The 11,189-nt window shown below is 68.4% G+C and carries 10 protein-coding genes; all 10 read right to left on the bottom strand.

The window, feature by feature from the left end:
* Window positions 1–50: 50 nt before the first annotated feature.
* On the bottom strand, window positions 51–1,280 hold the full coding sequence (locus AUP43_RS01315; protein WP_157089179.1) for an ABC transporter substrate-binding protein: 1,230 nt from the start codon (window positions 1,278–1,280) through the stop codon (window positions 51–53).
* 55 nt (window positions 1,281–1,335) lie between these two features.
* Complete coding sequence (locus AUP43_RS01310; RefSeq protein ID WP_067551539.1) at window positions 1,336–1,923, bottom strand: amino acid synthesis family protein; 588 nt, start codon at window positions 1,921–1,923, stop codon at window positions 1,336–1,338.
* Window positions 1,920–2,780 (bottom strand): UPF0280 family protein, encoded by an 861-nt coding sequence (locus tag AUP43_RS01305; protein WP_067551536.1) that lies wholly within the window; start codon window positions 2,778–2,780, stop codon window positions 1,920–1,922. Before AUP43_RS01305 ends, AUP43_RS01310 begins: the two co-directional genes overlap by 4 nt.
* On the bottom strand, window positions 2,777–4,285 hold the full coding sequence (locus AUP43_RS01300) for a 6-hydroxynicotinate reductase (protein ID WP_067551533.1): 1,509 nt from the start codon (window positions 4,283–4,285) through the stop codon (window positions 2,777–2,779). Before AUP43_RS01300 ends, AUP43_RS01305 begins: the two co-directional genes overlap by 4 nt.
* Window positions 4,282–7,047 (bottom strand): molybdopterin-dependent oxidoreductase, encoded by a 2,766-nt coding sequence (locus tag AUP43_RS01295; protein WP_067551530.1) that lies wholly within the window; start codon window positions 7,045–7,047, stop codon window positions 4,282–4,284. The genes AUP43_RS01300 and AUP43_RS01295 overlap by 4 nt, the downstream gene beginning before the upstream one ends.
* Window positions 7,044–7,889, bottom strand: coding sequence for an FAD binding domain-containing protein (locus tag AUP43_RS01290; RefSeq protein ID WP_067551527.1), 846 nt, complete (start codon window positions 7,887–7,889; stop codon window positions 7,044–7,046). Before AUP43_RS01290 ends, AUP43_RS01295 begins: the two co-directional genes overlap by 4 nt.
* Window positions 7,890–8,079: 190 nt before the next feature.
* Complete coding sequence (locus tag AUP43_RS01285; RefSeq protein ID WP_067551524.1) at window positions 8,080–8,382, bottom strand: HigA family addiction module antitoxin; 303 nt, start codon at window positions 8,380–8,382, stop codon at window positions 8,080–8,082.
* 10 nt (window positions 8,383–8,392) lie between these two features.
* Window positions 8,393–8,671, bottom strand: coding sequence for a type II toxin-antitoxin system RelE/ParE family toxin (locus AUP43_RS01280; RefSeq protein WP_067551520.1), 279 nt, complete (start codon window positions 8,669–8,671; stop codon window positions 8,393–8,395).
* A gap of 68 nt (window positions 8,672–8,739) precedes the next feature.
* Window positions 8,740–9,168, bottom strand: coding sequence for a MarR family winged helix-turn-helix transcriptional regulator (locus AUP43_RS01275; RefSeq protein WP_067551519.1), 429 nt, complete (start codon window positions 9,166–9,168; stop codon window positions 8,740–8,742).
* Between the two features lie 6 nt (window positions 9,169–9,174).
* Window positions 9,175–10,947, bottom strand: coding sequence for an aspartate--tRNA ligase (gene aspS, locus AUP43_RS01270; RefSeq protein WP_067551516.1), 1,773 nt, complete (start codon window positions 10,945–10,947; stop codon window positions 9,175–9,177).
* Window positions 10,948–11,189 lie beyond the last annotated feature (242 nt).

The following is an 11,189-nucleotide window of genomic DNA, read 5'->3' as shown; positions in this document are numbered from 1 at the left end:
CTCCCTCCCCCCTTGCGGGGGAAGGGGCGGGGAGGGGGGATGCCCCAGGCTCAATCCTTCGCGCGCAGGGTCTTCACCACATCGTCGGGCGGCAGGTAGTCCTCGCCCTTGCCGAAGCGCCAATCGACCATGTGCGGCATGCCGTCCTTCACGGTCAGCGTGCCGACGTAAGCGCCCATGGTCGATTGATTGTCGATGGCGCGGTAGGTGATCGGCCCGACCGGGGTGGGCAGTTTCAGATCGGCGAAGGCGTCGACGACCTTCTCGGTCTCGGTGGTGCCGGCCTTCTCCATCGCCGCCTTCACCGAATAGAGCGCGGCGTAGCCGACCACGGAGCCCAGGCGCGGATAGTCGTTGAACTTCTTCTGGAAAGCTTCGCGGAACTTGGTGTGCTCCGGCGTTTCGATGGCGTACCAGGGATAGCCGGTGACCAGCCAGCCTTCCGGCGCCTCGTCCTTCAGCGGGTCGATCCAGTCCGGCTCGCCGCTCAGCATGGAGGCGACGGGGCGCTTGTCCCACAGCCCGCGCACCTTGCCCTCGCGCACGAACTTCAAGAGGTCGCCGCCGAAGGTGACGTTGAAGATGGCGTCCGGCTCGGCCGCCGCCAGCGCCTGCACGGCGGCGCCGGCGTCGATCTTGCCCAGGGCGGGCCATTGCTCGGCAACGAACTCGACATCCGGCTTCTTCGCCTTCAGCAGCTCCTTGAAGGCGGCGACGGCGGACTGGCCGTATTCGTAATTCGGCGCGATGGTCGCCCAGCGCTTGGCCGGCAGCTTGGCGGCTTCCTCGGCCAGCATCGCCGCCTGCACATAGGTGCCGGGGCGCAGGCGGAAGGTGTAGCGGTTGCCTTTCTGCCAGGCGATGGAATCCGACAGCGGCTCGGCGGCGATGAAGATCACCTTCTTCTGCTTGGCGAAGTCGGAGACGGCGAGGCCGACATGCGACAGCAGCGTGCCGAACAGCAGGGTCGCATTCTCGCGGCTGACCAGCTCGTTGGCGACGGTCACCGCGTCGGCCGGCTTCGCGCCGTCGTCGCGGCTGACCACCTCGACCTGTTTGCCCAGGATGCCGCCGGCGGCGTTGATCTCCTCCAGCGCCAGCTGCCAGCCCTGGCGGTAGGGCACGGCGAAGGCGGCCATGCTGGTGTAGGAATTCATGTCGCCCAGAATGATCTTGTCGGCGGCCGAAGCAGGTGACCAGAGGCCGGCTCCGGTGGTGGCGAGGGCGGTGGTGAGGCCGGCGGCGAGCGCCAGGCCATTGAAGCGTCTACGGTTCATCATGCTCATCCCCATGCGTCAAACTCTCGGCGATACTGTTCCCGAACGGGTTGGGTTGTTAGCGGAGGCCGTCCTCCCCCTTGATCTCATGCACCTGGAGGCCGCCGACGCGGGCATGGATGCGCCCGCCATCGGTCATTACCAGGCAATAGACGATCTCGTCGGCGCGCGGCGCGTCGTGGATGCCGACCTCCATCGCGTCGAAATGGCTGCGCACATAGGCGGCGTCCTTATGGCCCAGCGCCACGTCCAGCCGTGCCCCCGGCGCGCCGACCTTGGTGGCAGACGGCACGATGGCCTTGGCGCTGCCCAGCAGCCCGCGCATTGCATAGCCGCCCGGCACATGCCAGCAGGCTCCATGCTCCAGCTCGCCGGCGGTGCCGATGATCGAGCCCTTGCCGTAGCCTTCCACCTTCTTCGGATCGCCTCCCAGCGCGTCGATCAGCCGCTGCGCCATCTCCAGCCCCAGCGGCTCCAGCGCGGCCATCAGCGGCGTGATGTCCGGCTCGTAGCGGCCGGCATAGGGATTCTTGATCACCGCCAGGCAGGCGGCGCGCTTGATCGGCCGGTCGGGTGCGGGACCGCCCTCATGGCGGATTTCCTCGACGATGGTGACGATCTTGCGGATATGGACCAAATCGCTCATGGCGTTTCCAGCATTTCCGGGATGTGGGGAGCGCCGCACAGCCTGACGCGAGCGCGCAATGACAGCATCGCGGCGCTGATGTGTCCAGCCTCGCGCAGGGCCTGTGCCCGGTCCAGGCCGGATTCGAGCGCGGTTTCGATCTCGGATTCGCTCAGCGCGCCGACCTTCAGCGTGACCGATAGGCTGCCCAGATCGCTGTCGGGATCGATCGAGCGGGCCGGCGCGCGGCGGATCGCCGGGTGTCCCGGCAGGTCGACGGCATTGCCGATCAGCGTCGCCGCCGCGTCGGCCTGGGCCGCCGTCGCCGCCAGCACCGTCACCGAATCGGCGATGCCGAGCGAGAAGGAGCGCCCGTCGCGCCCGCTGGTGGCGATGCCGCGCACCGGCGATTCGTAGGGAATCTCCGCAAGGCCGGACAAGACCGGGTCGCGCAGGTCGCTCACCACTCCGGCGCGGAAGCATGCGCCCGGCGTCAGATGGAAGGCGATGTCGCCGCCATCGTTCACATAGGCCTTGTCCAGCGCCCGCCCCTGGGTCAGGGCCGCCAGCACATGGTCGGCGACGGAGCCGGCCACGGCGGCCATCGGCGTCACATAGAGGCCGCGAAACGGATGCACGGCGGCGGCCATGCGCCGGGCGGCGGGGTGGGCGAGGGCCGGCAGCGCCTCGCCGATGGGCGCGCGCAGGATCGGCAATTCCAGCACCAGCGCCGCCAGCAACCCCTCGAAGGCTTCGCTGGCCTGGCTATAGGCCAAGCGCACTTCCCGCGCCGGCCCGTCCGCGCCGATCACCAAATCGATCGGGCCATGCTGCAAATGCAGCCTTCCGTCCGGCAGCAGGGCGTGCTGGACGCTCATGGCCGTTCCTGCGGGTCGAGCGGCCAGGGATTCTCCCCCGGCTGCGGCGCGGCGACGGTCGTCTTGCCGATTTCGGCCAGCAGCGTCTCCAGCGGCTTCACCTCGCCGGTATGGCCGCCCATCGCCTCGTACTCCGCGCGCGGCAGGGTGAATTCGATGGGGGCGACCAGCGCCGGCGTCGGGACATAGCCGAAGGAATTTTCCGGCATGCGGGTCACGTCGACCATCAGCGTGATGCCGCCGCCGGGCCAGACATAGACCGGCGCGCCGCCGCAGGTGACGCGGGTGACGAGTTCCCGCACGGAACGCGTCAGCCGCACCGGGTTTTCCGTCACGCCGGCCCGCAGGGAACCGCCGGCCCCGGCCATGAACAGCACCGAGGTCATCGCCGGCTCGCAATTCTCGTCTATCCGCTCGACCACCGGGTTCAGGCTGGGCGGCAGAGGGTGCGGCACCGGCACAAGATTTTCGTCCAGCACGAAATAGGCGTGGTCCTCGCCGGTGGTGGAGACCATCAGCAGGCGCAGGCCGGGCCAGGCGGTCTTCGGGTCGATCCGGTCGATGATGGAGAGCGGGTCGGTCACGTCCGTGCCGCCCCAGCCGCTGCCCGGGCTGGCGACCTGGAAATAGCGCCCTGGCGTGGAGCGCCGCCCGCGCACGCGGATGCCGGCGGGCCGCACATCGAGATATTTGCCGGCCTGGTGTTCGGTGAACACGCCGGTAATGTGGTCGTCCACCACGATCACCTCGTCGGCATGCTCGTGCCACTGCTTGGCGAAGATGCCGATGGTGGCGGAGCCGCAGCCGACGCGCATGCGCTGCTCCTGCCTGGAATCGACGATGGGCGGCCGGCCGGCCTGGGCGACGATGGTCGAGCCGCCATCGATGGTCAGCTCGACGGGCTGCTTGTTGCACAGCGCCAGCATCGCGGCGCAGGTGGCGTTGCCCTCCTTCTTGCTGCCGCCGGTCAGATGATGCACGCCGCCCAGCGACAGCATCTGCGAGCCGTATTCGGCGGTGGTCACATGCCCGACCGGCTCGCCCTCATAGCGCACGGCGGCCTGTTCGGGGCCGAGATAGCGGTCGGTGTCGATCTTCAGCTTCACGCCGCAATAGCTGAAAATGCCTTCCGTCACCACGGTCACCGTATCGACGCCCCGGTGCTGCGCGGAGACGATGAAGGGGGCGGGCTTATAGTCCGGATAGGTGGTGCCGGAGCCGATGCCGGTGAGGAAGGTCGGCGCGCCGGCAACCAGCCTGCCGTCCCACTCCTCGGCCAGGAAGGGCACCACCGCGCCCTGCCTGCGCTGCACCTGCTGGGTGACGACCACCGGGTCCAGGCGCATCAGCACGCCCTCGACATTGCCGTAGCGGTCGCAGGCCCCGGTGCGGCCCTTGCGGATGCGGCAGATCACTGGGCAGGCGTCGCAGCGGACGATCTCGCCGTCTTGCTGAGCGTCTTGCGGCCCGTCCTGCTGGTTAGGGGTCGGCGTGGCGTCGTTCATGGCGTGCGGCCTTGTTCCAGCATTGCCTTGCGCACCCGGTGCGGCAAGGCGGGCACCTGGCGGATCACGGCCCCGGTGGCGTCGCGGATCGCTCCCAGGATGGCCGGCGCGGTCGGCACCAGCGCCGGCTCGCCGATGCCCTTGGCGCCGTAGGGGCCGAGCGGCTCGGCATCCTCGATCAGGTGCATTTCGATGTCCGGCACATCGCCGAAGGTGGGGATCAGGTAATCGTGCAGATTCTCGGTACGGCCGGGAATGAACTCCTCCATCAGCGCCAGGCCGATGCCCTGGGCGATGCCGCCCTGGATCTGCCCTTCCACCAGCATCGGGTTGATCGACCGGCCGACATCGTGCGCGGCGGCGATCAGCAGCGGCTTCACCGTGCCCAGCTCCATATCGACCTCCACCTGGGCGATCTGCGCGGCGAAGGCATAGGTGGCGTAGGGCACGCCCTGGCCGTTCTCGTCCAGCGGCGTGGTCGGCGGATCGAAGGTGCCTTCGCCCAGCAGCACGTCTCCCTCTGTCGTGCTCATCTCCCGCAGGTCGAGGCGGCGCACATCCGCCCCGTCGGTTATCGTCAGCACCGGCCCGTCCAGCGCCAGCACCGCATCCGGCCCGGCATTGGCGAGGCGCAGCAGGGCGGCGCGCAGGTCGAGCCCGGCCAACTCCGCCGCCTTGCCCGACACGAAGGTCTGGCGCGAGGCAGAGGTCTTGCCGGCATCGGCGGTCAGATCGGTATCGGCATGGACCTGGTCGACCAGATCGACCGGCAGCCCGACCGCGTCGGCGGCGATCTGCGCCATGATGGTGTAGCTGCCCTGGCCGATATCGTGCGCGCCGTTATACAGCACCAGCCGGCCGTCCGGCTTCAGCCCCAGGCGCATGGTCGACGGGTTCGACATCGAGGTGTTGCCGCAGCCATACCACATGCAGCCGATGCCGACGCCGCGCCGCCTGTCGCTGTTTTGGGCGTTGAAGGCGATGTTCTCGGCGATCAATTGCCGCCAGCGCGGGCGCAGCGTCTCCAGGCAGGCGGCCATGCCGACAGATTGCTCGATCACCTGGCCGCAATGCGTCGCGTCGCCCGGCCGCAGCGCGTTGATATAGCGGAATTCCAGCCGGTCGATGCCGAGCTGCAAGGCCAGATCGTCCATCGCCGCCTCATGCGCGATGGCCGCCTGCGGCACGCCGAAGCCGCGAAACGCGCCGGCCGGCGTGTCGTTGGTATAGATCGCCCGGCTGTCGCACAGCGCCGATCCCACCTTGTAGGGGCCGGTGGCGTGCACCGGCACGCGGTTGGCGACGGTCGGCCCCCAGGAGGCGTAGGCCCCGGTGTTGAAATCGCCCTGGAAGCGGAAGGCGGTGAGGCGGCCCTCGGCATCCGCCGCCGCCTCGACCTCGATACGGGCCGGGTGGCGCTTGGTGGTCGACGCCATCGATTCCGGGCGGTGATAGATCATCCGCACCGGCCGGTTCAGCAGCCAGGCGGCCGTCGCCAGCAGCGGCTGCACCGACATGTCCAGCTTGCCGCCGAAGCCGCCGCCGGTGGCGGTCGGCACGATGCGCACGGCCTCCTTCGCGATGCCCAGCACATGGGCCACCTCGTCGCGGTCCATATAGGGCGTCTGGGTGCAGGCGACGATTTCGATGCGCGCGCCGACCCGGCGGGCATAGCCGGCCTCCGGCTCGATATAGGCATGTTCGACGAAGCCGGTCTCGAACCGGCCGCTGGTGCGCGCTGCCGCCTTGGCGAAGCCGGCGGCAAGGTCGCCGCGCGCGACATGGCCGCGGATCAGCACATTGTCGGCCTTGCCCGGATGCAGCACCGGGGCGCCCTCGGCCATCGCCGCCACGGTGCCGGAGAGCGGCGGCAGGATGTCCCAGGCGATGGGCAGGTCGGCATCGGCAAGGTTGGCCAGCGCCGCGCGGTCGCCGACCAGCGCCAGCACCGCCTCGCCCCGGAAGCGTACATAGCCGTCGGCCAGCACCGGCTGGTCCTTCAGGTCGGGATAGATGCCGAAGCTGTTGCTGCCCGGCACGTCGCGCGCGGTGAAGATGCGCTCGATGCCCGGATGCGCCGCCGCGAACGCCGCCAGGTCGCCCAGCGTGAAACGCGCATGGGCGTGCGGCGAGCGCACCGCGCGCAGCCACAGCGAGTCGGCGGGCGCTGCGTCGGCGCCGAATTTCTCCGCCCCGGTCAGCTTCGCCACGCCATCCTTGCGCGGGATGCGCGCGCCCACCGCGCCGCCGGCTTCGGCGATGACGGGCTCGGCGGTAGCGGGGGCGGCGATGCCGCCGGCATCCAGCACGGCGTCGACGATTTTGCGATAGCCGGTGCAGCGGCACAGCACGCCGCCCAGCGCATCCTCGATTTTGGTCCGGTCCGGCTGGCGGTTCTTCGCCAGCAGCTCGGTGGCGGCCATCAGCATGCCCGGCGTGCAGATGCCGCATTGCGCCGCCCCATGCCGATGGAAGGCGGCCTGCAGCGCGTTCAGGGCCCCGTCGCGCGCCAGCCCTTCCACGGTGACGATCTCGGCCCCGTCGATTTGCCCGGCGGGCACCAAACAGGCGCAGACCTGGCGGCCGTCGAGCAGCACCGTGCAGGCCCCGCAATCGCCGGCGTCGCAGCCGATCTTGGTGCCGGTAAGGCCGAGCTGGTCACGCAGCACCGCGCTCAGCCGGCGCATCGGCGGGGCGGCCAGGGCGACGCTCTCGCCATTGACCGTGAAGCGGATGCGGTTCTCCGGCAGCGGCGCGTTCATCGCAGGCCTCCCAGGTCGGCCAGGCAGCGCCGGACCAGGATCAGCGCGGCGTCGCGCCGGTAGCCGGCATCGGCGCGGATATCGTCGATCGGCGAGAGGCCGGCCAGATGCTCGGGCGTCGCCAGCATCGCCAGGCCGGCATCCGCCGGCTGGCCGGTCAGCGCCGCTTCCAGCGCCGGCAATCGCTGCGCCCCGGCGGAGCAGGAGCCGACGGCGAGGCGTGCGCCGGCAACCCGGCCCTCCTCGACTTCCAGCAGCCCGGCCACCATGACGATGGAGATGACCAGATAGCGCCGCGCGCCCAGCTTCAGGAACCGCGCGCGGGCCGGGCGCGCCGGCTTCGGCGTCAGAATCGCGGTCATCAACTCATGCGGCCGGCGCGCGGTCTTGCGGTTGCCCAGGATGAAATCGGCCAGCGGCAGGATGCGCACCCCGCCGGCCGAGGCCAGCTCGACCGAGGCGTCTAGGCTCAGCAGCGCCGGCACGCCGTCGGCGGCGGGCGAGGCGTTGCACAGATTGCCGGCGATGGTGCCGCGATTCTGGATCTGCACCCCGCCGACCTCGCGCGCCGCCTGCTTCAGCCCGTCGAACCAGCCGGGCAGGGGGGCTTCGATCAGGTCGGTCCAGCGCGTCAGCGCGCCGATGCGGAAATGGTCGGGGAATTCGCCGATGCCGCGCAGATCGGTCAGGCCGGTGAGGTCGAGTATATCTTCCGGGCGCTGCTCGACGACACGGGCGGGGTAATGATCGGTGCCGCCGGCGACGAGGTTCCAGCCGCCGCCTTTCAGCGCGTCCACTGCCTCGTCCAGCCTTTGCGGGCGTAAATACCGGCCCTCGCTCACGCTGATCTCCCTATTGGCTGGCCACCCCCTCGCTGGAGGCGGACTCGCTGCCGGGAAGCCCGATCCCTGTTTCCGGCCGGGTTTCCCCCGGTCCGATAATTATTAGTGTACGTATGGTTTCGGATATACTGATGGAGCTTCCGGCCAGGCGTCAAGAGGGATGCTGGGGCCTGAGACGACGCGCGGCGGCTCAGGCGGCGTGGCGCTTTACCGTGGCGCGGATTTGCTTGCCGCGCTCCGCCGCCGTTACCTTCAGGTCGTAGGCTTGCTGCAAATTCATCCAGACCTCGGCCGAGGTGCCGAAATATTGCGCCAGCCGAAGGGCAGTGTCGGCGGTGATCGCCCGCTCGCCCCGCAGAATGGCGGCGATACGATTATGCGGTACGCCCAGCAGCGCCGCGAAGGCCCGTGCCGACAATCCCAGTTCCGCCAAATCCTCGGCGAGGAACAGGCCCGGATGCTGGGGCGGAAGGGCGTTGACGGGATCGCTCATCGCGCTCTCCTCAATGGTAATCGACAATCTCGACATCGAAGGCATCGCCATCGGCGAAACGGAAGCACAAGCGCCACTGATCGTTGATGCGGATGCTGTATTGGCCTTTCCGCTTGCCGCTCAGCGCTTCGAAGCGATGGGACGGGCGCAGCATCAAATCCTCGATTCGCGTGGCGCTATCGAGAAATTGCAGCCGCCGGGCCGCCTGCGCTTCGATTGCTTGGAATCGCCGCACCCGCCGCCCTTCGAAAAGCGCGCGCGTCTCCTTATCGGAGAAGCTTTTTATCATAAGAATAGAATGAGGAATGTGCCGCGTGACGTCAAGCGTACCACGGTCATCCTTGGCGGAAGGCGCGCCTAAGCCAATCGCCGCAGCAGTTTCAGGAAGATTGTCTGTTCCTCGGCGGAGAGCGGCGAGAGGGTTTCGCGGCTGACGCCGGCGGCGGTGGCGAAGAGTTGGTCGACCAGCGCGCGGCCCTGGTCGGTCAGGCGCAGCACGGCGCGGCGGCGGTCATTCTGGTCCTCGGCGCGGCAGATCAGATTGCGGGCGGCGAGGCGGCGGATCACGCCCTGGATGGTCGCCGGGTCCATCGCCGTCAGCCGGCCGAGATGGTTCTGCGAGAGCGCGCCTTCGTCGCTCAGCTTCACCAGCGCCGCCCATTGCGTGGGGGTCAGCTGGTGTTCCTGCATCGAGGCGAGGAAGAGGGAGGTCGCCCGCTGGTGAGCCCGGCGCAGCAGATGGCCGATCTGCGCCTCAAGCTCATATCCCGGGCGATCCCCCGCCATTCGGCCTCAGCTTTTCTTTTCCGGCGGCAGGGCCGGGCGGATATGCAGTTCGCGCAACTGCTCCGGCGTCACTTCGTTCGGCGCGCCCATCAGCAGATCTTCCGCCTTCTGGTTCATCGGGAACAGGATGACCTCGCGGATATTCGGCTCGTTCGCCAGCAGCATGACGATGCGATCGATGCCGGGTGCTATGCCACCATGCGGCGGGGCACCGTAATGGAAGGCGTTCCACAAGGCGGGGAATTTGGATTCCACCACAGCCTCGGAATAGCCGGCGATCTCGAACGCCTTCTTCATGATGTCCGGCAGATGGTTCCGGATCGCGCCGCTCGACAGTTCCACGCCGTTGCACACCACGTCGTACTGGTAGGCCAGGATATCCAGCGGGTCCATGGTCTCCAGCGCCTCCTTGCCGCCCTGCGGCATGGAAAAGGGGTTGTGCGAGAACTCGATCTTGCCGGTCTGCTCGTCCAGCTCGAACATCGGGAAATCGACGATCCAGCACAGCCGGAACACGTTCTTTTCCAGCAAATCGAGATCGGTGCCCAGCTTGGTGCGGGCCTGGCCGGCCAGCTGGGCCGCCTTCAGCGGCTTGTCGCAGGCGAAGAACACGGCGTCGCCATCGCCCAGCCCGGTGCGGGCCTTCAGGTCAGCCAGCTTTTCCGGCGACAGGAATTTGGCGATCGGGCCGCGGCCCTCGCCCTCGGCCAGCATGATGTAGCCCATGCCCGGCGCGCCCATGCCCTGCGCCCAGCTGTTCATGCGGTCGCAGACCGCTCGGCTGCCGCAACCGGGGCCGGGGATCGCGCGCACCACGGCGCCCTTTTCGATGTTCTTGCGGAACACCGCGAAATCGGTGTCGGCGAAGATGTCGGTCACGTCGCTGATGATCAGCGGGTTGCGCAGATCCGGCTTGTCGCTGCCGTATTTCAGCAGCGCCTCGGCATAGGGGATGCGCGGGAACTGGTCCGGTACGCTCCAGTCGGAGAATTCGCGGAACACGCCGGCCAGCACCGGCTCGACGGCGGCGAACACGTCCTCCTGCTCGACGAAGCTCATCTCCAAATCGAGCTGGTAGAATTCGCCGGGGCTGCGGTCGGCCCGGCTATCCTCGTCGCGGAAGCAGGGCGCGATCTGGAAATAACGGTCGAAGCCCGACATCATGATCAGCTGCTTGAACTGCTGCGGCGCCTGCGGCAGAGCGTAGAACTTGCCCGGATGCAGGCGGCTTGGCACCAGGAAGTCGCGCGCGCCCTCCGGCGAGGAGGCGGTCAGGATCGGCGTCTGGAACTCGGTGAAGCCGGACTCGACCATGCGGTTGCGGATCGAGGCGATGACGCGCGAGCGCAGCAGGATGTTCTTGTGGATACGTTCGCGGCGCAGATCGAGGAAGCGATAGCGCAGGCGGGTTTCCTCGCCGGCATCCTCGTCGCCCGCCACCTGCAGCGGCAGCACATCGGCGGCGGATTCGACGACGAAGCTATCGACGCGCACCTCGATATCGCCGGTCGGCAGCTTCGGATTGATCGTCTCGGCAGCGCGCTTCACCACGCGGCCGGTGACGATCACCACGCTTTCCGGGCGCACCGTCTCGACCGCCTGGAAGACCGGCGAATCGGTGTCGATGACGCATTGCGTGATGCCGTAATGGTCGCGCAGATCGACGAAGACAAGCTGGCCATGATCGCGCTTGCGGTGCACCCAGCCGGACAGGCGGATGGTATCGCCGACATTCTCGGCACGAAGCTGGGCGCAGGTATGGGTACGATAGCGATGCATGGCGTCTTCCGGGGCGTGCGGTATCCGAAGGCCGGACCCTAGACCATTCCGGGCCCGCCTGAAAGCGCCGGGAGTATGCACTTCGCCCGCCGTGACGCAATATCGAAGTGGGGGTAGCCCGGCCGGCGCATGGCGGCCCAATGCTTCGAGACGGCCGCTCACGCGGCCTCCTCAGCATGAGGGTGCCAGGCGGCACCGGCGGGGCGTCCTGGAATGACCTTGCCCTGAGGAGCCGCGAAGCG

The organism is Oceanibaculum pacificum (genome assembly GCF_001618175.1).
GTDB lineage: Bacteria > Pseudomonadota > Alphaproteobacteria > Oceanibaculales > Oceanibaculaceae > Oceanibaculum > Oceanibaculum pacificum.
The sequence above is the reverse complement of the archived record's forward strand: the minus strand, read 5'-3'. Positions and strand labels throughout refer to the sequence as shown.

What these genes read in the sequence shown, in the direction of transcription:
- aspS (WP_067551516.1), bottom strand. Translation starts at nt 10,947, where the DNA reads ATGCATCGCTATCGTACCCATACCTGCGCCCAGCTTCGTGCCGAGAAT.
- AUP43_RS01305 (WP_067551536.1), bottom strand. Translation starts at nt 2,780, where the DNA reads ATGAGCGTCCAGCACGCCCTGCTGCCGGACGGAAGGCTGCATTTGCAG.
- AUP43_RS01315 (WP_157089179.1), bottom strand. Translation starts at nt 1,280, where the DNA reads ATGATGAACCGTAGACGCTTCAATGGCCTGGCGCTCGCCGCCGGCCTC.
- AUP43_RS01275 (WP_067551519.1), bottom strand. Translation starts at nt 9,168, where the DNA reads ATGGCGGGGGATCGCCCGGGATATGAGCTTGAGGCGCAGATCGGCCAT.
- AUP43_RS01310 (WP_067551539.1), bottom strand. Translation starts at nt 1,923, where the DNA reads ATGAGCGATTTGGTCCATATCCGCAAGATCGTCACCATCGTCGAGGAA.
- AUP43_RS01300 (WP_067551533.1), bottom strand. Translation starts at nt 4,285, where the DNA reads ATGAACGACGCCACGCCGACCCCTAACCAGCAGGACGGGCCGCAAGAC.
- AUP43_RS01285 (WP_067551524.1), bottom strand. Translation starts at nt 8,382, where the DNA reads ATGAGCGATCCCGTCAACGCCCTTCCGCCCCAGCATCCGGGCCTGTTC.
- AUP43_RS01295 (WP_067551530.1), bottom strand. Translation starts at nt 7,047, where the DNA reads ATGAACGCGCCGCTGCCGGAGAACCGCATCCGCTTCACGGTCAATGGC.
- AUP43_RS01280 (WP_067551520.1), bottom strand. Translation starts at nt 8,671, where the DNA reads ATGATAAAAAGCTTCTCCGATAAGGAGACGCGCGCGCTTTTCGAAGGG.